At 64.8% G+C, this 22,441-nt stretch carries 19 protein-coding genes; 13 read left to right on the top strand and 6 right to left on the bottom strand.

Annotated features, from left to right (window positions below; genetic code table 11):
• Nucleotides 1–12: 12 nt before the first annotated feature.
• Nucleotides 13–1,401 carry a PLP-dependent aminotransferase family protein gene (locus CAG11_RS04760; protein ID WP_085595071.1) on the bottom strand — a complete coding sequence of 463 codons (1,389 nt, stop codon included), beginning with the start codon at nt 1,399–1,401 and terminating at the stop codon, nt 13–15.
• Nucleotides 1,402–1,717: 316 nt separating this feature from the next.
• Here CAG11_RS04760 and CAG11_RS04755 point away from each other — a divergent pair, with 316 nt between their 5' ends.
• The 6 genes from CAG11_RS04755 (at nt 1,718) to CAG11_RS04730 (ending at nt 8,868) form a co-directional block, all read left to right on the top strand.
• Entirely contained in the window at nt 1,718–2,920 is a 1,203-nt protein-coding gene (locus CAG11_RS04755; protein ID WP_085595069.1) for a benzoate/H(+) symporter BenE family transporter, read from the top strand.
• 220 nt (nt 2,921–3,140) lie between these two features.
• Nucleotides 3,141–4,496, top strand: coding sequence for a carbohydrate porin (locus tag CAG11_RS04750; RefSeq protein WP_085595067.1), 1,356 nt, complete (start codon nt 3,141–3,143; stop codon nt 4,494–4,496).
• A 119-nt stretch (nt 4,497–4,615) separates the two neighbouring features.
• The gene (locus tag CAG11_RS04745; RefSeq protein ID WP_085595065.1) at nt 4,616–7,036 is read left to right on the top strand and encodes a glucose/quinate/shikimate family membrane-bound PQQ-dependent dehydrogenase; all 2,421 of its coding nucleotides are present in this window, start codon (nt 4,616–4,618) and stop codon (nt 7,034–7,036) included.
• 352 nt (nt 7,037–7,388) lie between these two features.
• Nucleotides 7,389–7,649 (top strand): hypothetical protein, encoded by a 261-nt coding sequence (locus CAG11_RS04740; RefSeq protein WP_256578543.1) that lies wholly within the window; start codon nt 7,389–7,391, stop codon nt 7,647–7,649.
• Between the two features lie 176 nt (nt 7,650–7,825).
• A complete protein-coding gene (locus CAG11_RS04735; RefSeq protein ID WP_085595061.1) occupies nt 7,826–8,119 on the top strand; it encodes a hypothetical protein in 294 nt (97 codons plus the stop codon).
• A 101-nt stretch (nt 8,120–8,220) separates the two neighbouring features.
• Nucleotides 8,221–8,868: a carboxypeptidase-like regulatory domain-containing protein gene (locus tag CAG11_RS04730; protein WP_085595059.1), complete on the top strand. Its 648-nt coding sequence runs from the start codon at nt 8,221–8,223 to the stop codon at nt 8,866–8,868.
• A gap of 6 nt (nt 8,869–8,874) precedes the next feature.
• On the opposite strand, the gene CAG11_RS04725 is transcribed toward CAG11_RS04730, so the two are convergent.
• Nucleotides 8,875–10,503 (bottom strand): hybrid sensor histidine kinase/response regulator, encoded by a 1,629-nt coding sequence (locus CAG11_RS04725; RefSeq protein ID WP_085595056.1) that lies wholly within the window; start codon nt 10,501–10,503, stop codon nt 8,875–8,877.
• 141 nt (nt 10,504–10,644) lie between these two features.
• Between CAG11_RS04725 and CAG11_RS04720 the strand changes: the two genes are divergently transcribed.
• Together CAG11_RS04720 and CAG11_RS04715 are read left to right on the top strand one after the other, a co-directional pair.
• Nucleotides 10,645–11,262 carry a response regulator transcription factor gene (locus CAG11_RS04720; RefSeq protein ID WP_085595054.1) on the top strand — a complete coding sequence of 206 codons (618 nt, stop codon included), beginning with the start codon at nt 10,645–10,647 and terminating at the stop codon, nt 11,260–11,262.
• 59 nt (nt 11,263–11,321) lie between these two features.
• Nucleotides 11,322–11,753: a hypothetical protein gene (locus CAG11_RS04715; protein ID WP_085595052.1), complete on the top strand. Its 432-nt coding sequence runs from the start codon at nt 11,322–11,324 to the stop codon at nt 11,751–11,753.
• Nucleotides 11,754–11,789: 36 nt separating this feature from the next.
• Here the strand turns inward: CAG11_RS04715 and CAG11_RS04710 are convergent, their stop codons facing one another.
• On the bottom strand, nt 11,790–14,132 hold the full coding sequence (locus CAG11_RS04710; RefSeq protein WP_085595050.1) for a bifunctional diguanylate cyclase/phosphodiesterase: 2,343 nt from the start codon (nt 14,130–14,132) through the stop codon (nt 11,790–11,792).
• Between the two features lie 457 nt (nt 14,133–14,589).
• On the opposite strand from CAG11_RS04710, the gene lon reads away from it, so the two are divergent.
• From lon to cmoB, 5 genes are all read left to right on the top strand, one after another.
• The gene (gene lon, locus CAG11_RS04705; protein ID WP_085595048.1) at nt 14,590–17,007 is read left to right on the top strand and encodes an endopeptidase La; all 2,418 of its coding nucleotides are present in this window, start codon (nt 14,590–14,592) and stop codon (nt 17,005–17,007) included.
• Between the two features lie 178 nt (nt 17,008–17,185).
• Nucleotides 17,186–17,578 (top strand): protease inhibitor I42 family protein, encoded by a 393-nt coding sequence (locus CAG11_RS04700; protein WP_085595046.1) that lies wholly within the window; start codon nt 17,186–17,188, stop codon nt 17,576–17,578.
• Between the two features lies 1 nt (nt 17,579).
• Nucleotides 17,580–18,215: a lysoplasmalogenase gene (locus CAG11_RS04695; protein ID WP_031320428.1), complete on the top strand. Its 636-nt coding sequence runs from the start codon at nt 17,580–17,582 to the stop codon at nt 18,213–18,215.
• 110 nt (nt 18,216–18,325) lie between these two features.
• Nucleotides 18,326–19,069 carry a carboxy-S-adenosyl-L-methionine synthase CmoA gene (gene cmoA, locus CAG11_RS04690; RefSeq protein ID WP_022640667.1) on the top strand — a complete coding sequence of 248 codons (744 nt, stop codon included), beginning with the start codon at nt 18,326–18,328 and terminating at the stop codon, nt 19,067–19,069.
• On the top strand, nt 19,066–20,022 hold the full coding sequence (cmoB, locus tag CAG11_RS04685) for a tRNA 5-methoxyuridine(34)/uridine 5-oxyacetic acid(34) synthase CmoB (RefSeq protein WP_022640668.1): 957 nt from the start codon (nt 19,066–19,068) through the stop codon (nt 20,020–20,022). Before cmoA ends, cmoB begins: the two co-directional genes overlap by 4 nt.
• A gap of 123 nt (nt 20,023–20,145) precedes the next feature.
• Here the strand turns inward: cmoB and tadA are convergent, their stop codons facing one another.
• The 3 genes from tadA to CAG11_RS04670 form a co-directional block, all read right to left on the bottom strand.
• Nucleotides 20,146–20,640 (bottom strand): tRNA adenosine(34) deaminase TadA, encoded by a 495-nt coding sequence (gene tadA / locus CAG11_RS04680; protein ID WP_085595044.1) that lies wholly within the window; start codon nt 20,638–20,640, stop codon nt 20,146–20,148.
• The gene (locus tag CAG11_RS04675; protein ID WP_068584812.1) at nt 20,640–22,022 is read right to left on the bottom strand and encodes a multicopper oxidase family protein; all 1,383 of its coding nucleotides are present in this window, start codon (nt 22,020–22,022) and stop codon (nt 20,640–20,642) included. Before CAG11_RS04675 ends, tadA begins: the two co-directional genes overlap by 1 nt.
• 127 nt (nt 22,023–22,149) lie before the next feature.
• Nucleotides 22,150–22,440 carry a PTS transporter subunit EIIB gene (locus CAG11_RS04670; RefSeq protein WP_085595042.1) on the bottom strand — a complete coding sequence of 97 codons (291 nt, stop codon included), beginning with the start codon at nt 22,438–22,440 and terminating at the stop codon, nt 22,150–22,152.
• Nucleotide 22,441: the final 1 nt, after the last annotated feature.

Raw genomic sequence — 22,441 nt, 5'->3', positions numbered from 1 at the left:
CCCGCCCGGCGCTCAGCGATAGCGCCGCGGGTCGGTGTCGATCAGGCTGGCCAGTTGGGTCAGGGCAAAGCGCAACTCGTCGCGGGTGGTGGGCGACATCAGCACCACTCGCACCTGGCGGCAGCTGGCATCGCGCTCCACCTGGAACTGCGTACCGCTCATCACCAGCACGCCATTGGCCCGGGCCAGGGTGGCGAACTCATCGGCGGTCCAGGGCTGCGGCAAGGTCAACCACAGGTGGTAGCTGTGGGGCTGGGTCCGGAACTCGAAACCGGCGAACACTTCCCGGGCAATCGCCTGGCGCGCCGCCGCCTCGCTGCGCTGGGTCTCTACCAGCTTGCGGTCCAGCCCCTCGACCAGCACATTGCTGGCCAGTTGCGCGGTCAGCGGCGAGGGCATCCACACACTGCTGCGGACCATCGCGCTCAAGCGCGACAACAGCTTGGGCGGGCTGTACAGGTAGCCGACCCGCAGGGCCGGCATGATCGCCTTGGACAGGCTGGTGAGGTACACCGAACGCTCCGGCGCATAGGCCGATAGCGGCTTGATCCGCGGATCGGTGGCGAGAAAACCGTAGATATCGTCGTCGACCAGCAGGAAATCGAACTCTTCGGCCAATGCCGCAATCTGTGCCCGACGCCCCGGCGACATGATCGCCGTGGTGGGGTTCTGGCAACTGGCGACACACACCAGCAACGCCGGTTTCTCCCGCAGGCACTGCTCGCGCAGGGCTTCGGGCAGTATCCCCTCCTCGTCCATGGCCACGCCCCGCAAGCGCCGCTCCAGACCATGGGCCACCGAGATGATGCCCGGGTAAGCCAGGGACTCGCAGAGCACCAGGTCACCGGCATTGCTCAAGGCGCTGATGGCGACCATCAGCCCGTGCTGCGCGCCGGAGGTGATCACCACTTGTTGCCACTGGGCCTCGGGCAGCGAATGCCGCAACCACTGCGCCCCCGCCTCGCGGTGGGCCGGATGGCCGCCATCGGGGGCATAGTCCAGGGCCCGACCGAAATCGCTGCTGCGGGCCATGCCCACCAGGGCGCCGCGCAGCCAGTACTCCAGGGTTTCGCTATAGGGCTTGATCAGCGACAGGTCCAGGGCCTCGGACTGCCCCAGGGACAACGACGGCCCGGCTGCACCTTCCACCAACGCCAACGGCGCACGCCCCAGCACATAGGTGCCACGCCCCACCTCACCCTGCACCAGGCCGCGGCGCTGGGCTTCGCCGTAGGCCCGATTGATGGTGCCGGGGGTAACGTTCAGGGTCACCGCCAGCTCGCGCAGGGTCGGCAGGCGCTCACCCTCCTTGAGCAGGCCACTGCCTATATCCCGCTGCAGGGCATCGGCGATGGACAGGTAGACCGGCTGGTTGAAGTCGCTTAACTGGGGAACCCACATGGAGGCTGGTGACCATCGGCTGCATTGAAATGCGGCGCAGCATAGCACAGGGCCGCCGCCCACTCGCCTATGGAATCAATCGGCAAATTGATTCAATCACCAGGCCAGATTTCGCCCGGATGATTTTTCACCAGACGTACTTATATAAATAAAATCATTAATAAACAGCTAGTTAAAATAAATAATCAGCATTCAATGTTCCTCGCCAAGCCGTTGATTGCATCAATCAAATTGAATCGATTCAATTTTCTGGAATACACTGAAACACGCTTATACCGATCGACTCAATCATCCACCACCCGCCAGTCGAGATGCCATGCACAACCTCAGCAAGGACCTGTCCCTCTCCGCCGTGGTCGCCGGCTTGATCGCCGTGATCATTTCCTACGCCGGCCCCCTGATCATCGTGTTCCAGGCCGCCCGCGAAGCCCATATGCCCGACGACCAGGTGTCCTCCTGGATCTGGGCCATATCCATCGGCAGCGGCCTGACCGGCCTGCTGCTCAGCTGGCGCTTGAAGGTGCCTGTGATCACCGCCTGGTCGACCCCCGGTGCCGCGCTGCTGGTCTCGATGCTGCCGACGGTATCGCTGCCCCAGGCCATTGGCGCGTACATCGTCGCCGCGCTGATCATCGCCGTGCTCGGCCTCAGCGGCGCCTTCGACAAGCTCATGGCCCGCCTGCCCAAGGCCATCGCGGCCGCGATGCTGGCGGGCATCCTGTTCCGCTTCGGCGCCGGCCTGTTCACCTCGCTCAGCCTGCAACCGGTGCTGGTGCTGGCGATGCTCGCCACCTATCTGCTGGGCAAGCGCTGGTCGCCGCGCTACGCGATCCCCGCCGTGTTGCTGGTGGGCTGCTGCGTAGCCGCGGCCCTGGGCGAGTTCAACCTGGGGGCCATCACCCTGGCCGTGGCCGAGCCGATCTTCATTGCCCCACAGTGGAATTGGCAGGCCATCGTCAATATCGGCCTGCCCCTGGCCCTGGTGACCCTCACCGGGCAATACGTGCCGGGCATGGCAGTCATGCGCAGTTCCGGCTATACCACCCCGGCCCGCTCGATCGTGTCCTGGACCGCCATCACCTCGGCGCTGCTGGCCCCCTTCGGCGCGCACGGCATCAACCTGGCCGCTATCACCGCGGCGATCTGCACCGGCCGCGAAGCCCATGAAGAGCCCAATAAGCGCTACATCGCCGGAATCGCCTGCGGCTTGTTCTACCTGCTCATGGGGGTGTTCGGCGCCACCCTGGCCTCGGTCTTCGGTGCCCTGCCCAAGGAGCTGATCGCCGCCCTGGCCGGCCTCGCCCTGTTCGGCGCCATCAGCACCGGCCTGAGCGGCGCCATGGCCGACGACCAGCAACGTGAAGCGGCGCTGATCACCTTCCTGGTCACCGCCTCGGGCATGAGCTTCCTGGGCCTGGCCGCGGCATTCTGGGGCTTGATCTTCGGCCTGGTGGCGTACTTCGTCCTCGGCCATACCCGGCACAAGGCTGCCGTGGCGCAACCGTCTCCATCACGCTGAGCGGCAAAACCCGAACGACTGTTACCGAATCCGAAACGGTTCATGTCGATAAAAGCGCTTTCTCTTGCCGAGAGGGCGCTTTATTCTTCGCACCCGAAGCTGAAACGCTTCACTTTCCTTTTGAAAACAGCGGCCTGGCGCCCTCGACCGACAGCGGTCAAGGTCGCATGCCCTGCCCTTGTTTTGCCTATTCCTAGAAAAAGACCTTATTCGAATGCCTATGCCTCTTTCTCAGCGCGCAAAAGATAGCGCTGTCCTGACGCCAGCCGCCTTCCTCGGCGCCCTGGGTTTTGCCGCTTGCGCCCAAGCCACGCCGGCCTTCGACAGCGACTCACCCTGGATGCTCGGCGACTGGAACGGCACCCGCACGGAACTGGCCAGGCAGGGCTACGACTTCAAGATCGACTACGTCGGCGAGATGGGCGCCAACCTGCGCGGCGGCTACGACCATGACCGCACCGCACGCTACAGCGACCAGTTCGCCTTCGGCAGCCACCTGGACCTGCAGAAGATCCTCGGCTGGGACGATGCCGAGTTCCAGCTGACAGTGACCAAGCGCAATGGCAACAACATCAGCAACGACCGGATCAACGACCCACGGGTCGGCGGGTTCACCTCGGCCCAGGAAGTCTGGGGGCGCGGCCAGACCTGGCGCCTGACCCAGATGTGGTACCAGCAGAAGTTCTTCGACCAGAAGCTGGACATCAAGGCCGGTCGCTTCGGCCAGGGCGAAGACTTCAACAGCTTCCCCTGCGACTTCCAGAACCTGGCGTTCTGCGGCTCGCAAGTGGGCAACTGGGCCGGCAGCGTCTGGTACAACTGGCCGGTCAGCCAATGGGCCCTGCGCATCAAGTACCACCTGACCCCAGAGCTCTATGCCCAGGTCGGCGCCTACGAGCAGAACCCTTCGAACCTGGACCGCGACAACGGCTTCAAGCTCAGTGGCAGCGGCACCCAGGGCACCTTGCTGCCGGTGGAGCTGGTCTGGACTCCACGCCTCAATGGCCTGCCCGGGGAATACCGCGCCGGCTACTACTACAGCAGCGCCAAGGCCACCGACACCTATAAAGACCGCAATGGCCAGCCCGCCGCGCTGACCGGTGAGGCCTACCGCAGCAGTTCGAGCAAGCACGGCCTGTGGCTGGGCGTGCAACAGCAGGTCACCAGCCTGGCCAGCGACCAGTCCCGGGGCCTGAGCCTGTTCGCCAACGTCACCGCCCATGACAAGAAGACCAACGCCATCGACAACTACGTCCAGGCAGGCCTGGTCTACAAGGGTCCGTTCGACGCCCGGGCCAAGGACGACATCGGCTTCGCCCTGGCCCGTGTCCACGTCAACCCGGCCTACCGCAAGAACGCCCAGGCCAGCAACCTGGCCCGCGCGCTGTACGACTACGACAACCCGGGCTACTTGCCGCCCCAGGACACCGAGTACAGCGCCGAGCTGTACTACGGCGTGCACCTGGCCAACTGGCTGACCGTGCGCCCCAACCTGCAATACATCCGCCATCCCGGCGGCGTGAACCAGGTGGACGACGCGCTGATCGGCGGCATCAAGCTGCAGAGTTCGTTCTGAGGCCCGCCGGCAAAAAAATGCCGGCGCCATCCACTTTCCTGCTGAACCAAGCCCGCGCCTGAACGTCATCTACAGTGAACATGCGCGGGTACATTCTTAACGTCACGGAGAACCACACTATGACCACAGAGGGCGCTTCGAGCCCGAGCCGCTTGCTACCAAGCCTGCTCGGGATCTTGCTGCTGCTAATGGGCCTGGCCTTGCTGGCCGGGGGGATCAAGCTGAGCATGCTCGGCGGCTCGCTGTACTACGTCCTGGCCGGTATCGGCCTGACGCTGACCGGCCTGCTGTTACTGGCCGGCAAACGCGCGGCACTGGGCCTGTATGCGCTGGTGCTGTTTGCCAGCACCATCTGGTCGCTGTGGGAAATCGGCCTGGACTGGTGGCAACTGGTACCGCGCCTGTCGCTGTGGTTCGCCCTGGGCGTGGTCTTGCTGCTGCCCTGGTTCCGTCGCCCACTGCTGCGTGATGGCCCGGCCCCCATGGGCACCGCCGCCCTGAGCGTGGCCGTGGTCCTGGCTGGTGGCGCCGCCATCGGCAGCCAGTTCACCAACCCCGGGGAAATTTCCGGCGACCTGGGCCGTGACAGCGCGGACATGACCAGCACCGCCCCGACCATGCCCGAAGGCGACTGGCAGGCCTATGGCCGCACCGAATTCGGTGACCGCTACTCGCCACTCAAGCAAATCACTCCGGCCAACCTGGGCAAGCTGCAGGAAGCCTGGCGTATCCGTACCGGCGACATGCCGACCGCCAAGGACCCGGTGGAAATCACCAACCAGAACACCCCGCTCAAGGCCAACGGCATGCTCTATGCCTGCACCGCCCACAGCAAGGTACTGGCGCTGGACCCGGATACCGGCAAGGAAATCTGGCGTTTCGACCCGCAGATCCAAGGCCCCAACGGTGACGACTTCCGTGGCTGGGCCCACATGACCTGCCGTGGCGTGTCGTACTACGACGAAGCCAACTACCAGAACTCCGATGCCATCAGCCATCCGGCGTCGCTGTCCCCAGCTGGCCAGGCCATCACCGCCAGCTGCCCGCGCCGCCTGTTCCTGCCGACCGCCGATGCGCGCCTGATCGCCATCAACGCCGACACCGGCAAGGTCTGCGAAGACTTCGGCAACAAGGGCGCCGTGGACCTCAAGGCCGGCATCGGCTCGTTCACTCCAGGTGGCTACTACTCCACCTCGCCGGCGGCCATCACCCGCAACCTGGTGATCATCGGCGGTCATGTGACCGATAACGAGTCGACCAACGAGCCGTCCGGGGTGATCCGTGCCTTCGACGTGCACGACGGCCACCTGGTCTGGAACTGGGATTCGGGCAACCCCGACGAAACCACGCCGCTGCCTGAAGGCAAGACCTACACCCGCAACTCGCCGAACATGTGGTCCCTGGCCAGCGTCGACGAGAAACTGGGCCTGGTCTACCTGCCACTGGGCAACCAGATGCCCGACCAATGGGGCGGCAACCGCACCGCGGGCGCCGAGAAATTCAGCGCCGGCACCGTGGCCCTGGATATCGATACCGGCAAGCTGCGCTGGAACTACCAGTTCACCCACCACGACCTGTGGGACATGGACGTGGGCAGCCAGCCAACCCTGCTGGACATGAAGACCGCGGACGGCGTCAAGCCGGCGCTGATCCAGCCGACCAAGCAAGGCAGCCTGTATGTGCTGGACCGCCGCGACGGCACCCCGATCGTGCCGATCCGCGAGATCCCGGCCCCGACCGGAGCCGTGGAAGGCGACCACACCGCACCGACTCAGGCCCGTTCGGACCTGAACCTGCTGAACCCGCCACTGGACGAAAAAGCCATGTGGGGCGCCACTCCGTTCGACCAGATGCTGTGCCGCATCCAGTTCAAGGAGCTGCGCTACGACGGCCAGTACACCCCGCCATCGGTGCAGGGCAGCCTGGTCTATCCGGGTAACGTCGGCGTGTTCAACTGGGGCAGCGTATCGCTGGATCCGGTACGCCAGCTGCTGTTCACCAGCCCGAACTACATGGCCTTCGTTTCCAAGCTGGTACCGCGCGCCGAAGTGGCCGCCGGCAGCAAGCGCGAAAGCGAGACCTCGGGCGTGCAACCCAACACCGGTGCTCCTTATGCGGTGATCATGCATCCGTTCATGTCGCCGCTCGGCGTGCCTTGCCAGGCTCCGGCCTGGGGCTACGTGGCCGGTATCGACCTGACCACCAACAAGGTGGTGTGGAAGCACAAGAACGGCACCAGCCGTGACAGCTCGCCGATCCCGATCGGCCTGCCGATGGGCGTACCGAGCATGGGCGGTTCCATGGTCACCGCCGGCGGCGTGGGCTTCCTCAGCGGAACCCTGGACCAGTACATCCGCGGCTATGACGTGAAGAACGGCAAGGAGCTATGGAAATCCCGCCTGCCAGCCGGCGGCCAGGCCACGCCGATGAGCTACACCGGCAAGGATGGCAAGCAGTACGTGCTGGTGGTCGTGGGCGGCCACGGCTCCCTGGGCACCAAGATGGGCGACTACATCATTGCCTACAAACTGTCGGAATAAACCCCGATAGCGACTGAAAAAGGCGGCTACCTGCGGGTAGCCGCCTTTTTTGTGCTCGCCCTCACACACCTTCGTGTAACGGTTGCCGCAGAGTCAGGGCCGCTTCGTATAGCCGCTGCCGCAGGCTGCGTACGGCCGCACAGCGGATGCAGCCCCAGGAAGGCCCTACGGGCCTTGGCGCAGCCTCGCAGCCTCGCAGGCTCGGCAGCGGCCATGGGTTTAGAAAAGTCCTACAGCTCACAGAGAACAACATCACCTTGTTCCCTGCGACCGTGTGCCTTTAAGGTCCGCAAGATCACCGGGCAGGCCCCAGGCAATGGACGACGACACCGAACTTCCCCCAAGGCGCTTCATGCCCCTCACCAGCAACGACTACGATATCCCCGCCCTGCTGGTGGACACCCAGGCCCCGCTGGATGCGCTGCACGAAGCGGCCATCCACCGTATCCGCGCCGCGACCCAGCTGCTGGAAAGCATCGCCAGCCAGGACCACCTCGGTGGCAATCCGCAATTACTCCAGGACTTCGCCCAACTGTGCGTCATCCCCTTGCGTGATGGCTGCGACTTGCTGGATGTATTGGGCCGCCGCCTGCTGGAACAACTGGCCGATTGACCCTGCCAAACTGCGTAATTGCAAAGGGACATTAGCCCATCTGTGCTAATCGACCCTCCCCGTCCGCCGACGCTATAGTTTTGGCCAACCACCTCGTTCCCACCAACACCGCAGTCCTGCGGTGCGGGGGACGGCTGCGCCGTGGAAAGAAACTACAACACCAAGGAAGCGTCATCATGAAACTCCATCCCAACGTCCGTTCCTTCACCCTGCTCAGCGGCCTGGTGGTCGCGCTCGCCGGCTGCGCCGTCGCCAGCCCCAGCAACGACGACCTGAAGAACCGCGCCCAGCTCACCATCGGCAAGAACGTAACCAGCGTCTCGAACGTGCGTAACGACAATACCCAGACCTACTTCACCGCCAACACCAGCGCCGGTGGCTACAGCTGCGTGCTGCCCTCCGGCGGCATGATTGCCTTTGCCAGCATGGGTGGCCTGGTCTCGATGCCCGCCGAGTGCAACAAGGAATAAAGCGGCCATCCCGAAAACTCGCGACGAGCCACCGCGCCTGCCCGACGCAGGGCGGTGCCGCGCGAACACGCTACTTCCCTGCATGCAAAGGTCCCGACGTCATGACATCCCGCCTACTCCTGGTCTCCGGTACGGTGCTGCTCGCCTGCGCCCTGAGCGCCTGCGCCCCGCGCCAGGGACGAACCCTGGACGAATACCCGCTGGTGAAGGTTCCCAGCGTGCAATACCCCGACGTCCCCTTCGACACCCAGGCCGCACGTGCGGCCCTGCAACCGGGCACGGCAACCCTCACCGGCAAGTTCTGCATCGTCGGCAACGATGGCATCGAGAGCAGTCGCAACGTCGAGATCTATCTCTATCCGGTCACCCCGCACTTGCAGGCGTGGCACAAGTTGCGCTCATCCCAGCCCGAAGGCGCACCAGTGAGCATGCTCCCCGAGGCCGTGGCCGTGCACCGGGTAACCCGGACCAACGACGACGGCATCTTCCAGTTCACCGGCCTGCAACCGGGCCGATACTTCGTCCAGGGTCAGGACATGGTGTACGGCACCAGCCGCTGGAACGAGTACGTGGGCACCGGCCAGAGCAACACCAACTACGGGCCGGTGACCACCCACTACTACACAGAGCGCAGCTCGATCTCTTCGTACTCGGGCATGCTGGATGACTTCGTCGAGCTCGCCAGCGGCGACAACAAGAAGCTGACCATGACCAACTACCCCCTGCTCATCCCGTGCCGGACCTGGTAGCGTCCGCTACGCCCCAACTTGGTGAACCAGCGCTACTGGCGTCTCGCGCAAGGCACGCAAGGTAGCCCGCAACTCCACCGGCCGCACCGGCTTGGACAAGATGGCGATGTTGCGATCGTGCAGCGCGGCATGGATCTTCTCGATGTCGTGGCCGGTGATGATCAGCGCCGGTACTTCCCAGCCCCGCTGCTGGCGTATGTGGTCGATGCACTCGATGCCCGAGACTCGGGTGCCCAGGTCATAATCGGCGACGATGATGTCGCAGTCGGTGACCAGATCCTCCGCCGACGCCTCGGCCTGGACCACGCAGCCCCAACGCTCCAGTAGCGCCGAGGTGGCCAGCAGTACGTTGCGGTCATCCTCCACCAGGCATACCCGCAAACCGCTCAGCAGGCCGTTCTGCAACGCCTCGTCGTGGCGCCGCAGCTGCTGCGGCGCGGCCGGTTGCAGGCCCGCCAGGGTCACGCTGGTGCCGTGGTCGACCCGCGAGCGCAAGCGCACTTCCAGGTCCACCAGCTGCCCCAGGCGCTTGACGATGGACAACCCCAGGCCCACGCCCTCGACATCCTTGTCGCGCAATTGGCGGACCCGGTAGAACTCTTCGAAGATCCGCGGCAGGTGCTCTTCGGCGATACCGCGCCCACGGTCATGGATCTCGATGGCCAGGCCCTGGCCACGGCGGCGCACGCCAATCAGCACGGGCCCCTGCGGTGCGTACTTGAAGCAATTGGACAAGACGTTCTGCACCATGGTCGCCAACAGCCCTGGGTCGATGCGCACCCACTGGTTGCAGGGCCGCAGCCGCAGCTCGACCCCGGCCCAGCGCGCCGCTTCGGCGTTCTGCCGGATCAGCTCGCGCAGCAACTGTCCCAGGTGCACGGTTTCGTACTTGGGTTGCACGCGCCCGTTGTCCAGGGTGTAGAGGTCGAGGATCGAGCGGAACAACTGCGACACGTTGAGCAGCGAACGGTCGATGTTGTCCACCAGCCGCCGCTCCTCCTGGCCCAGGTCGGCCTCGCGCAGGCAGGCGGTGAACAGGCCTATGGAGTGGATCGGCTGGCGCAGGTCATGGCTGGCCTGGGCCAAAAAGCGCGATTTCTCCAGGTTGGCGGCGATGGCTTGCTCGGAGGCCAGCCGGGTGCGCTTGAGCAGGATATGGGCATAGATCGGGATCACCGTGCTGGTGACCATCAGCATCAGCACCATGTAGGGCTGGCTCTGCCAGTACGGGGTCAGCAGGTAGACCATGAACAACGCGAACAACGCCAGGACGGTGGCGATGGCCAGGTAGCGCGAGCCGAAGCGCATGCCGTTGCCCAGGTTGACCCAGACCATCACCGCATAGATGGGCAGCGCGCCCTCGCCGCCCATCACCAGGCCGAAGCAGGTGCCGGTGTAGTCGTAGATGATCCCCAGTATCCGCCGGGCCGGGTAGTGGCCTGGCCAGCGGGCGATGGCCAGGCGCAGCCCGATGGAAACCAGGGTGAAGACGATGATGTAGATGATCACCGGCAAATAGGTGTCGAAATCCTGCCCCGGCAGGCAACTGGTGATGATCACGTAGACCAGCGCGCAACTGGCGACGATGATGCGCAACGTGGCCTGGTCGAGCTCACTGTCCTTTTCGACTTTCATGCAAACAACTCCTTGTTCGGGACACCGGCACGCTGCCTTGCTGGCAATACGCGGTATCGGATACGACCAGCGGGCAGGTACAGTGCGGGCCTGCCAAGGTAGCATGGCCCCAGGACCGATTGTTTCAAGGAGCTTCAAGACATGACATGCAGGATCATCGTCGCCGACGACCATCCCCTGTTTCGCGAGGGCATGTTGCGCACCGTCCAGCGCCTGCTGCCCGAGGCGGTCCTCGAAGAAGCCGGCGACCTGGCGGCCGTGCAGGCCCTGGCCGGCAGTGGCGAGGAGCCCGACTCGCTGATCCTCGACCTGCGCTTTCCCGGGTTGACCTCGGTGAGCATGATCGCCGACCTGCGTCGGCAACTGCCCAGGACCTCGATCATCGTAGTGTCGATGGTCGACAACCAGGACCTGATCAGCGAAGTCATGGCCGCCGGCGCCGACGGATTCATCGGCAAGAACATCTGCCCAGAGGAAATCGCCCAGGCGATCCTCGACATCCGCCAGGGCGAGGTGGTGGTCAAGTACGCACCCTCCGGCCTGCTGCTGCCCCTGGATGCCTGCACCGAACTCAGCGCCCTCACCACCCGCCAGCAAGAAGTGCTGCGCCTGATCGCCCAGGGCAAGACCAACAAGGAAATTGCCCGTGAACTGGACATCTCGCCGTTCACCGTGCGCATCCACGTCTCGTCGCTGCTGCACGCACTGAAGGTGCCCTCCCGAGCCGCGGCGGCAGTGAAGTTCGCCGGGAACGGCTGAACCGCCGACTGTCCTACTGACCCGATGCGCCCAGCCCAGGCGGCTGAGCTGGAGAAGACATGCACACCGCAGTACCACAAGACACGCTCGAACAACTGCAACACTGGATCGGCGACAGCGAAGCCGCCAACTGGAACGAATACATCACCGAGCACGTGGCCAAGGGCGTGCTCCAGGCCTTTACTGCAGCGCAATGGCAGCGCCTTGACGCGCTGCTCCTGGACCAGCCCGAGTATTGGCAGCAACGTTGCGCTGTCTCCCTTGGTGAACTGCGCGGCCCGCAGGCCATTGCACTGCTCAAGCGCCTGCTGGTGCAATCGCCTTACCTGGATGTGCGGATCATGGCGATCTATGAACTGGACTGGGCGGAAGTGGCCATCGAACGGCGCTATGCACTGCCGGTTCGCGAGGTCATGGCCCGGCTTCCCGAAGACCAGGTGGAACCCGAGCTGCACAGCCTGCTGGCCAAGGCCGAGGCCGCTAGCTGCTGATCGGCCGGGAACCGGCGGGAAGCGCCGCCATGGCCTTCAACTCGAGACCCGGGCCTTGAGCAACCAGCGCTCGAAGGACTCGGTGGGCAACGGCCGGCTGATCAGGTAGCCCTGCACCGTATCGCAGCCCCAGCCTTCCAGCAGCTTCAGGCAGTGCTCGAACTCCACCCCCTCGGCCACTACCTTGAGCCCCAGCTTGTGGCTCATCTCGATGGTCGAGCGCACGATCACCGCATCGCCGCTGGTCTCATCCAGGTTGCGGATGAACGACTGGTCGATCTTCAGCTCCTGCACTGGCAGGCGCTGCAGTTGCGCCAGGGACGAGTAGCCGGTGCCGAAATCGTCCACCGACAGGCTGATGCCACAGCCACGCAAGCGCTGGAGCACCGCCAGGGATTGTTCCGGGTGGCGCATGATGGCGCTTTCGGTGATCTCGAAGACCAATTGCTCGGCCGCCACCTGATAGCGATCCAGGCCTTGGCTGACCCGCTCCACCAAGTCGCTGTCCTCCAGGTCCCGGGCGGAGATGTTCAATGACAGGCGCACCGGTAGGGCGCGGCGGTTCCATTCGGCCAACTGGCGCATGCAGGCCTCGATGACCCAGGTGGTCAGGCTGTGCATGCTGCCGGTACGTTCGGCCAGGGGAATGAACTCCGCCGGCGACACCACGCCGAACACCGGATGTTGCCAGCGCAGCAGGGCTTCGGCCTGGTGCAGGTAATCCCGGCGCAGGTCGAGCTTGGGCTGGAACAGCAAGACCAGCTCGCCCTCGGCAGCGGCGCGGCGCAGGTCACGGATCAGGCTGATCTGCCGCTGATGGGCCAGGTCGCGGTCCTGCTGGTAGACCTGCAGGTAACCCGGCTTGAGCGCAGCGTCGTGGCGGGCGATGGCCGCACGGCTGATCAGCTCTTCGGCGGACTGGCCATCGGCCGGGTACACCGCCACGCCCACGCAGATCTGCAAGCGTACTTCATCGCCCTGAATCAACTGCGGTCGGCTGAGCAGGCCATGGAGCCGGTCGGCCATGGCGATGGCGCCCGTAAGCTCGGTGTTCTCCAGCAACAGCAGGAACTCGCTGGTGGTGATGCGTGCCGCCGTGTCGCCCTGGGACAGGACTTCCCGCAGGCGCCAGCTGAGCTCGCCCATCATCTGCTCCAGGCCTTCGGCCCCGAAGCCTTCGTTGATCGCCCGATAATTGTCGATCCCCAGGTACAGCAGCACCACGTTGCGCCGCTCGGCAATGGCCTTGCTCAGGCGCTCGATGGCCAGGGCCCGGTTGGGCAGCCCGGTCAGCGGGTCGTGCAGGGCGTTGTGGGCCAGTTGTCGCTCGCGGGTGGCGATGGCGCTCTGCATGGCGTTGAAGGCATCGGTCAGCACCCCGAACTCATCGCTGCGCTTGATCGCTACCGGCGCCTGGTAATTGCCGGAACCTATGCGTCGGGCCGCCTGGGCCAGGTCTTCCAGGGGCCGGGCCACCCAACGCGCCATCAGCAAGGCACAAAGCAACGATGCCAGCAGCGCCACGCTGGCGATCCACAAGAACTCCCGGTCCAGCGGAGCGAAGGCTTCCAGGGCCTGTTCCATGGGGCTCTGCAAGAGGGCCATGACCCGCGGGTCGCCTTCGCCGCCGGTATTGGCCAATTGCAGCGCCTGGTTGAGAAAGCGCTGGCCATGGAGTTCGCTCAACTGCGGCAACGGCTGCCACAGCGAGTCGCGCAGGATGTTGATGATGGCCGACCAGAGCACCTCCGGCTGGGTGCTGAACAACTCGCCGGAGCGCTGTCCGTCCACTGCCAGGAACGAGACCTCGAGATTGCTCATCGAGCGCAGTTCCTGAGCGAAGGACTCGTCCATGGGAAAGCCCATGACCACCCGGGCGATCGGCAAGGGCTCGAGCACTTCACCCTGGACCAGCAGGTAGGGCCGGTCCTGGATCGCCACCAGCAGCATGTGGATGTCGTGGCGCAGGGCCCGGCGCAACGCCTGGTCATAGGGGAAGGGCTGGTCGCGACCGATGGCTGGCAGGGTACTGGCGATGACCCGGCCTTCCGGGGACAGGACGAACATCTCGCTGGAGCGAATGCCACCTCGGTGCTGGGCCAGGGCCGCGAGGATATCCACTGGCCTGCCGCTGATCACCGCGCGGCGAAACTCGGAATCCCCCACCAGCCAGTCGATGCCGTATTGCAGGTTGCGCCCGCGGGAATCCAGCAAGCGCTCGAAGACCCGGGTGCCGGTCTTCAACTGCAACTGCGCCTGGCGCTCCACCGCCTGGGTGGTGGCGGTCTTGACCGCGAAATACACCGCGGCGATCAGCACCAACAGCAGCAGGGCAAGCACCCCGACGATCCTTGCCTGGAAGGTTCGGCGCCACCTCATGAGGGCGCTCTCGGCAACTCCGGTTGGCAGCAGGATCCAGGAAACGGCAACGCAGCTAGGTGCCGCCGGGCGCTGAAAAATCCGTTCTTCATACCCATCCCTCTGAGAAGCTGAATATGGATGTCAAATAAATGGCGTCTTTGTTCCGATAATCCGGACACTCAAGTCAATGCGCAAATCATAGAAGATCGCGCAATGAAACTGGTGAGTTTGAAGTCATTTTATTGACAAGCGATATCAGAAAATTACTTCAAGCTATCTCACCGATTCCACCACAAGGCTAGGAAATTACGCCATGAGCCAAGACAATTCGGGCCTGGAACATTCCATGACCTGACAACCTGCACCGCCAACGCGGGCTGGCACAGCTCGGAAAAAAGCTGTAACCCTTGCCCCATTGAAACCCGCCATGACCCGCCCCATCTAACCCTGCATAGCCCAGCGTGCAGGAGCCTCCATGAGCGATCAGCAAGAATTCCCCGAAGATCCGCGTGACTACGTCGATCCGGAAACCGAACATCCGGTCGCCCATGGCACCGACCTGGCACTGCCGGGGCAAAGCCTTCCGGACAAGGTCTACATCATCCCGATCCACAACCGGCCGTTCTTCCCGGCCCAGGTGTTGCCGGTCATCGTCAACGAAGAGCCCTGGGCCGAGACCCTGGAACTGGTGAGCAAATCCGAACATCACTCCCTGGCCCTGTTCTTCATGGATACGCCCCAGGAAGACCCACGGCATTTCGACACTTCGGCGCTGCCGGAGTACGGCACCCTGGTCAAGGTCCACCACGCCAGCCGCGAGAACGGCAAGCTGCAATTCGTCGCCCAGGGCCTGACCCGGGTACGCGTGCGCACCTGGCTCAAGCACCATCGCCCGCCCTACCTGGTGGAGGTCGAGTACCCGCGCCAGCCCGCCGAGCCCACCGACGAGGTCAAGGCCTACGGCATGGCGCTGATCAACGCGATCAAGGAACTGCTGCCGCTCAACCCGCTGTACAGCGAAGAGCTGAAGAACTACCTCAATCGCTTCAGCCCCAACGACCCGTCGCCACTGACCGATTTCGCCGCCGCCCTGACCTCCGCCACCGGCAACGAGTTGCAGGAAGTGCTCGACTGCGTGCCCATGCTCAAGCGCATGGAGAAAGTCCTGCCGATGCTGCGCAAGGAAGTGGAAGTCGCGCGCCTGCAGAAAGAAATTTCCGCCGAGGTCAACCGCAAGATCGGCGAGCATCAGCGCGAGTTCTTCCTCAAGGAACAGCTCAAGGTGATCCAGCAGGAACTGGGGCTGACCAAGGACGATCGCAGCGCCGACCTGGAACAGTTCGAGCAGCGCCTGCAGGGCAAGGTCCTGCCGCCCCAGGCGCAGAAACGCATCACCGAGGAAATGAGCAAGCTGTCGATCCTCGAGACCGGCTCGCCGGAATATGCGGTCACCCGCAACTACCTGGAATGGGCCACCGCGGTGCCTTGGGGCATCTATGGCGAGGACAAGCTCGACCTCAAGCACGCGCGCAAGGTGCTGGACCAGCATCACGCTGGCCTGGACGACATCAAGAACCGCATCCTCGAGTTCCTCGCCGTGGGTGCCTACAAGGGCGAGATCAGCGGTTCCATCGTACTGTTGGTGGGCCCGCCCGGCGTCGGCAAGACCAGCGTCGGCAAGTCCATCGCCGAGTCCCTGGGCCGACCGTTCTACCGCTTCAGCGTCGGCGGCATGCGTGACGAGGCCGAGATCAAGGGCCACCGCCGCACCTATATCGGCGCCCAGCCGGGCAAGCTGGTGCAGGCCCTGAAGGAAGTGGAGGTGATGAACCCGGTGATCATGCTCGACGAGATCGACAAGATGGGCCAGAGCTACCAGGGCGATCCGGCCTCGGCGCTGCTGGAGACCCTCGACCCAGAGCAGAACGTCGACTTCCTCGACCATTACCTGGACCTGCGCATGGACCTGTCCAAGGTCCTGTTCGTGTGCACCGCCAACACCCTGGACGCCATCCCCGGGCCGCTGCTGGACCGCATGGAAGTGATTCGCCTGTCGGGCTACATCACCGAGGAAAAACTCGCCATCGCCAAGCGCCACCTGTGGCCCAAGCAGCTGGATAAGGCCGGCGTGGCCAAGACCAGCCTGGGCATCAGCGACAGCGCCCTGCGCACGGTGATCGACGGCTACGCCCGGGAAGCCGGGGTGCGCCAATTGGAAAAACAACTGGGCAAGCTGGTGCGCAAGGCCGTGGTACGGCTGCTGGACGAACCCGACGCCCGTATCAAGATCGGCCCCAAGGACCTGGAAGCGTCCCTGGGCATGCCGGTGTTCCGCAACGAGCAGGTGCTGAGCGGGGTCGGGGTCATCACCGGGCTGGCCTGGACCAGCATGGGCGGCGCCACCTTGCCCATCGAGGCCACGCGCATCCACACCCACAACCGCGGCTTCAAGCTCACCGGCCAGCTGGGCGATGTGATGAAGGAGTCGGCGGAGATCGCCTACAGCTACGTCAGCTCGCACCTCAAGCAGTTCGGTGGCGATAGCAAGTTCTTCGACGAGGCCTTCGTCCACCTGCACGTACCCGAGGGCGCCACGCCCAAGGATGGCCCCAGCGCCGGGGTGACCATGGCCAGCGCCCTGCTGTCCCTGGCACGCAGCCAACCGCCGAAGAAAGGCGTGGCCATGACCGGCGAGCTGACCCTCACCGGCCACGTGCTGCCCATTGGCGGGGTACGCGAGAAGGTAATCGCCGCACGCCGGCAGAAAATCCACGAACTGATCCTGCCGGAGCCCAACCGCGGGCACTTCGAAGAGTTGCCGGACTACCTCAAGGAGGGCCTCACCGTGCATTTCGCCAAGCGCTTCTCTGACGTCGCCAAGGTGCTGTTCTAACCCGGGCCCTGCAGGAGCGGGGCTTGCCCGCGACGAAAACGACGCGTGGTACCTCACGTACCGCGTCATCGTTCATCGCGAACACGCTTCGCTCCTGCAACCGCCCAGCCCCGCCACACATTTCTCCATCTTCAGTTATGCTCGCCGTTCGTCGTGAATGATCGGAGCTTCCTGACCCATGCCCGCCAACCGCCTGCTTATCCTGCTCAGCTTTGCCCTGCTGGCCGCCTGCGCCAGCCAACCCAAGCAAAACGTCACCGTGGAAAACCAGAGTGAGTGCCCGCTGCAACTGCACGAGGGGCAGAACTTGATCGTCACCCTGCCGAGCAACCCCACCACGGGCTATCGCTGGGCGATCCAGGATTCGGCTGGCGGCATCCTGCGCAAGGTCAGCCCGGAGGTCTACAGCAATCCGGATGACACCGGCCTGGTCGGCAGCGGCGGCTTTTCCACCTGGCGCTTCCAGGCCTTCGCCAACGGCACGGGCCGCCTGCTGCTGACCTACCAGCAGCCCTGGGCGCCGGAGGAAGCTCCGGTCAAGGCCTTCGACTGCTCGATCACGGTCAATTGACATGGGCTGGCTAATCCTTGCGCTGATGGGCGCCGCGACCTTCATCTACGGCACTGCCATACATGCCACCCTGCTCTGCCTGCTGGTCAAGCCCCTGCCGGTGCTGGCCCTGCTGGGCTGGCTGCACGATGCGCCACCGGGGGACTACCGGCGCTGGATCATCATCGGCCTGCTGTTCTCGGTGCTGGGGGACATCCTGCTGGCCTGGCCCATGGACCTGTTCGTGTTCGGTCTGGGCGCCTTCCTGGTGGCCCACCTGGCCTACCTCAAGGCTTATCTGAGCGACTGTCGGCGCCTGGCGCCGCTGCCACTGCTGCTGGCCCTGGCCATCGGCGGGGCGCTGCTGAGCGTGCTGATCGCCCATGGCCTGGGGCCGTTGCTGGTACCGGTGATCGTCTATGCCCTGACCATCAGCGCCATGCTCTGGCGGGCCCTGGCGCGGCTGGGCACGGCGGTGCCCAAGCGCTCGGCGGCCCTGGCCGCGCTCGGTGCCTTGAGCTTCGCCTTCTCCGACAGCCTGATCGGCCTGAGCCGCTTCGTCGGGGCGTTCGATGCCGCGCCCTACCTGATCATCGTTTTCTACTGGCTGGGCCAGTGGGGCATCGCCGCTTCGGCCTTCAGCCAGAAGCCGCGCTAGCCCCGGGATGGGCGACACCCGTTGTCGCCCTCGCTGCTCCAGGCCTTATCGCAGCCGGCCGCAGCGGCTACAATGCCGCCCCTCTTTTTATCGCCATCGCCGGAACCGCCGTGAGCAAAGAACCCGACCGCCTATTCGCCCAGCCCCTGGCCCAGGTGCCCGACTTCGCCTTCAACGAGGACGTGGTGCGGGTCTTCCCGGACATGATCAAGCGCTCGGTACCCGGCTACCCGACCATCGTCGAGAACCTCGGGGTCCTGGCTGCACAGTTCGCCCAGCCCCACAGCGTGCTCTACGACCTCGGTGCATCCCTGGGGGCGGTGACCCAGGCCTTGCGTCGGCATGTGCGCAGCGATGGCTGCCGGGTGATCGCGGTGGACAACTCGGCGGCCATGGTCGAGCGCTGCCGGGAGTACCTCAACGGCCAGGACTCGATGTTCCAGGAGCTGCTGCCGGTGCAAGTGGTGGAGGGCGATATCCTGGCCCTGGAATTCCAGCCGGCCTCGGTGGTGGCGATGAACTTCACCTTGCAGTTCATCGCCCCTGAACAGCGCCAGGCCTTGTTGACGCGCATCCGCCAGGCACTGCTGCCCGGCGGCGCACTGATCCTCTCGGAAAAGCTGCGCTTCAACGACGTCCAGGAACATGAGCTGCTCACCGACCTGCACGTCGCCTTCAAGCGCGCCAATGGCTACAGCGAACTGGAGATCGCCCAGAAGCGCAGCGCCATCGAGAACGTCATGAAGCCCGACAGCCTCGAAGAACACCGCGAGCGCCTGCTGGCCGCCGGCTTCTCGAAAGTCGTGCCCTGGTTCCAATGCCTTAACTTCGCTTCGTTGATTGCCCTGCCATGATCGATCTGTCCCCCCTGGCCCGCCATCTGGTGGGCACTCCCCTGGCCGTCTGGGCCCAGGGCCTGCAAGCGCAACTCGATGCCAAGATGGAAAAGGGCCATGGCGACCTGGCCCGCTGGCAGAGTGCGCTGGACGCCCTGCCGGACGTGCGCCCCAGTGAAATCGACTTGCTCAACGGCCTGCTCCTGGACACCGACTGCGACGCCGCGACCCGCGAGCGGATGCGCACTGCCCTGATGGGCCTGAGCCCCTGGCGCAAGGGCCCGTTCGACCTGTTCGGCGTGCATGTGGATACCGAGTGGCGCTCGGACTGGAAATGGTCGCGGGTCGCGCCGCACCTGGACCTGCAGGGCAAGCGCATCCTCGATGTCGGCTGCGGCAACGGCTACTACATGTGGCGCATGCTCGGCGCTGGCGCCGACAGCGTGATCGGTGTCGATCCGAACTGGCTGTTCTTCTGCCAGTTCCAGGCCGTACAACGCTACCTGGAACAACCCAAGGCCTGGCACCTGCCGTTCCCGTTCGAGGACCTGCCGCCGAACCTCGAGGGTTTCGACACCGTGTTCTCCATGGGGGTGTTCTACCACCGCCGCTCGCCCATCGAGCACCTGCTGGCGCTCAAGGACTGCCTGGTCAAGGGGGGGGAACTGGTGCTGGAGACCCTGGTGGTCGAAGGCGACCAGCAGCAGGTACTGGTGCCGGAAGACCGCTACGCGCAGATGCGCAACGTGTGGTTCCTGCCGTCGGTACCGGCCCTGGAGCTGTGGCTGCGCCGCGCCGGGTTCAGCGACGTGCGCTGTGTGGATGTCAGCCTGACCAGCGTGCAGGAACAGCGGGCTACCGAGTGGATGAAGTACCAGTCCCTGAGCGACTTCCTCGATCCCGACGACCACAGCAAGACCATCGAAGGCCTCCCGGCGCCGATGCGCGCCGTGATCGTCGCCAGGAAATGAATCCCCCGCATCCGTAGGATGCAAGGCTGGCCCGCGATAGCGATATCGAACATCAAGTCCGATTCAAGGTGAGCATGCCCGGGCTGGCGTCATCGCGGGCAAGCTTCGCTCCAGTGCTGGCGTTCAGTCGCGGCTGGCGCGCCGCGCCTTGAAGAACTCGCTGAGCACCGTGCCGCACTCCTCGGCCAGTACCCCGCCCTCGTACAGCACCCGGTGGTTGAGAAACCCCTGGGTGAAGAACTGCCCCTGGCTCTGCACGATGCCCGCCTTGGGCTCCAAAGCGCCGTAGACCACCCGCGCGATGCGCGAATGGACGATCAGCCCGGCGCACATGCTGCAAGGTTCCAGGGTGACGTACAAGGTGCTGCCTGGCAGGCGGTAGTTGCTCACCGCCTGGGCAGCGGCGCGGATGGCCACCATCTCGGCATGGGCGCTGGGGTCGCTGCCGCTGATCGGGCAGTTGTAGCCGCGGCCGATGACCTGCCCATCGAGCACCAACACCGCGCCCACCGGCACCTCGCCCAGGGCGGCCCCTTGGGCGGCCAGGGCCAGGGCCTCGCGCATGAACTCCTGGTCGCGACTGCGATCGATGATCGACGCCGGGCGAATCTGGCGCATCACACCACCTCGATCGCGGCCATCAGGCCAGTTTCCATGTGGTCGATCACATGGCAATGGAACATCCACGTGCCTGGGTTATCGGCCACCAGCGCCACCTGGGCGCGTTCGTTCTTGCCCAGTAGATAGGTGTCGGTGAACCAGGGCTCGACGATCTTGCGGCGATTGGAAGCGATCACCTTGAAGCTCATGCCGTGCAGGTGGATCGGGTGCTGGTACTGGGTCATGTTCTTGAGCTCGAAGATGTAGCTCTTGCCCTTCTTCAAGGTGGCGATCGGGCGATCGGCGCAGGTCTTGTCGGTGATGTCCCAGGCCTGGCCGTTGATCTGCCACAGGCTCGGCGGCTTGCCGTTCTCGGTATTCACCGAGACCTTGCCGGCCCACTCGAAATTGAAGTTGAGCTTCTCGGCCTTTTCCAGGTCCGGTTCGGCGATGGGATTGGCCGGCAGCGCCTTGGGCCAGTCACCGGGGGCTTCGCTGCTGGCTACCGAGCGCAGGGTGCCCAGGCGCACGAAACCATCGCGCAGGGAAATCTCCTCGCCCGCCTCGGGAATGCGGATGGCCAGGCAGATACGCATGCCCGGTCCCAGCCAGTAATCGTCGTCCAGCGGGCGCGGGGTGATCGGGTTGCCGTCGAGGGCGTAGATCATCGCCTCGCAGTTGCCCTTGAGGTTCAGGCGATAGGTCCAGGTGTTGTCCAGGTTCAGCAGGCGCACTCGCACCACCTGCCCGGCCGGCAGCTCGGTCACCGCCTCGGCCTGGCCGTTGATGGTGATCAGGCGCCCCGCGGTACCGTTGCGCGCGGCCTCGCGCGGCACGCTGAAGGGCATCCAGGCGCCCTGCTCGTCCACATGCCAGGTCTTCAGGCTCAGGGTGCGCTCATGCTTGAAGCCGGTCGGCTCGCGCTCCTCGACGATCAGCGGGCCCACCAGGCCCCGCCCCAGCTCCTCGGAGCTGCTGACATGGGGGTGGTACCAGTAGCTGCCGGCATCCGGCACGCGGAACTTGTAGTCGAAGAACTCGCCCGGCTTGACCGGCAGCTGCGAGACGTAGGGCACGCCGTCCATTTCCAGCGGCAGGCGGATGCCGTGCCAATGGATGGTGGTTTCCACCGGCAGGTGGTTGATGAAACGCACCCGCAACCAGGTGCCCTGGCGGACCCGCAATTCGGTGCCCGGCGCCGACGGCCCGAAAGCCCAGGCCTGGGTCTTGAAACCCGCTACCAGTTCGACATCCAGCGGAGCGGCGATCAGCTCGTAGTCGTGCCCGGCATTGTCGTCCGCGACCTTGCCCAGCCAGTAACGCGACGCACCGCCGGCGCCCACGCCAACCACCACCAGACCGGCCAGACCACCGAGTATTTGTCGACGGGTAAAGGACATGGACTCAACTACCTCACGTATCTGCCGCGGACCCGGGTCCGCAAAAAGGCGAATACGATACACCCGCAGTTGAGAAACAGTAAGGCCGGCGCGGCGACGGGACGCAGATGCAGGGCCGTGGCTGCGCTCAGTCGCGCAACCCCAACAACAGGTGCACCACGCCGCCCGCCAGGGGCATCACCGCCGGCACCCCTGCCCTTTGCAGGGCAGTGCTGTCGAGCAATTGCGGGTCATGCAGCTCCAGGCGCAACCGGGTCAGGGCCAGCCATTGCTGGCTCTTGATATTGGCATGTCCGCCCAATGCCGCCAGCGTCGGCTCATCCAGAGCGTGACCGCCAGCCTTGGGCGCTTCCGGCTGGTCGGGCACCAGGTCCGGGGTCAGGGCTTTCCAGAACGCCCGCTGTAGTTTCTCGAACATC

It is taken from the genome of Pseudomonas sp. B6(2017), assembly GCF_002112765.1.
GTDB classification, from domain to species: Bacteria; Pseudomonadota; Gammaproteobacteria; order Pseudomonadales; family Pseudomonadaceae; genus Aquipseudomonas; species Aquipseudomonas piscis.
Note: the sequence above shows the minus strand (reverse complement) of the source record. Positions and strands in the feature narration are given on the sequence as shown.

What these genes read in the sequence shown, in the direction of transcription:
- CAG11_RS04760 (WP_085595071.1), bottom strand. Translation starts at nt 1,401, where the DNA reads ATGTGGGTTCCCCAGTTAAGCGACTTCAACCAGCCGGTCTACCTGTCC.
- CAG11_RS04755 (WP_085595069.1), top strand. Translation starts at nt 1,718, where the DNA reads ATGCACAACCTCAGCAAGGACCTGTCCCTCTCCGCCGTGGTCGCCGGC.
- CAG11_RS04750 (WP_085595067.1), top strand. Translation starts at nt 3,141, where the DNA reads ATGCCTCTTTCTCAGCGCGCAAAAGATAGCGCTGTCCTGACGCCAGCC.
- CAG11_RS04745 (WP_085595065.1), top strand. Translation starts at nt 4,616, where the DNA reads ATGACCACAGAGGGCGCTTCGAGCCCGAGCCGCTTGCTACCAAGCCTG.
- CAG11_RS04740 (WP_256578543.1), top strand. Translation starts at nt 7,389, where the DNA reads ATGCCCCTCACCAGCAACGACTACGATATCCCCGCCCTGCTGGTGGAC.
- CAG11_RS04735 (WP_085595061.1), top strand. Translation starts at nt 7,826, where the DNA reads ATGAAACTCCATCCCAACGTCCGTTCCTTCACCCTGCTCAGCGGCCTG.
- CAG11_RS04730 (WP_085595059.1), top strand. Translation starts at nt 8,221, where the DNA reads ATGACATCCCGCCTACTCCTGGTCTCCGGTACGGTGCTGCTCGCCTGC.
- CAG11_RS04725 (WP_085595056.1), bottom strand. Translation starts at nt 10,503, where the DNA reads ATGAAAGTCGAAAAGGACAGTGAGCTCGACCAGGCCACGTTGCGCATC.
- CAG11_RS04720 (WP_085595054.1), top strand. Translation starts at nt 10,645, where the DNA reads ATGACATGCAGGATCATCGTCGCCGACGACCATCCCCTGTTTCGCGAG.
- CAG11_RS04715 (WP_085595052.1), top strand. Translation starts at nt 11,322, where the DNA reads ATGCACACCGCAGTACCACAAGACACGCTCGAACAACTGCAACACTGG.
- CAG11_RS04710 (WP_085595050.1), bottom strand. Translation starts at nt 14,132, where the DNA reads ATGAGGTGGCGCCGAACCTTCCAGGCAAGGATCGTCGGGGTGCTTGCC.
- lon (WP_085595048.1), top strand. Translation starts at nt 14,590, where the DNA reads ATGAGCGATCAGCAAGAATTCCCCGAAGATCCGCGTGACTACGTCGAT.
- CAG11_RS04700 (WP_085595046.1), top strand. Translation starts at nt 17,186, where the DNA reads ATGCCCGCCAACCGCCTGCTTATCCTGCTCAGCTTTGCCCTGCTGGCC.
- CAG11_RS04695 (WP_031320428.1), top strand. Translation starts at nt 17,580, where the DNA reads ATGGGCTGGCTAATCCTTGCGCTGATGGGCGCCGCGACCTTCATCTAC.
- cmoB (WP_022640668.1), top strand. Translation starts at nt 19,066, where the DNA reads ATGATCGATCTGTCCCCCCTGGCCCGCCATCTGGTGGGCACTCCCCTG.
- tadA (WP_085595044.1), bottom strand. Translation starts at nt 20,640, where the DNA reads ATGCGCCAGATTCGCCCGGCGTCGATCATCGATCGCAGTCGCGACCAG.
- CAG11_RS04675 (WP_068584812.1), bottom strand. Translation starts at nt 22,022, where the DNA reads ATGTCCTTTACCCGTCGACAAATACTCGGTGGTCTGGCCGGTCTGGTG.
- CAG11_RS04670 (WP_085595042.1), bottom strand. Translation starts at nt 22,440, where the DNA reads ATGTTCGAGAAACTACAGCGGGCGTTCTGGAAAGCCCTGACCCCGGAC.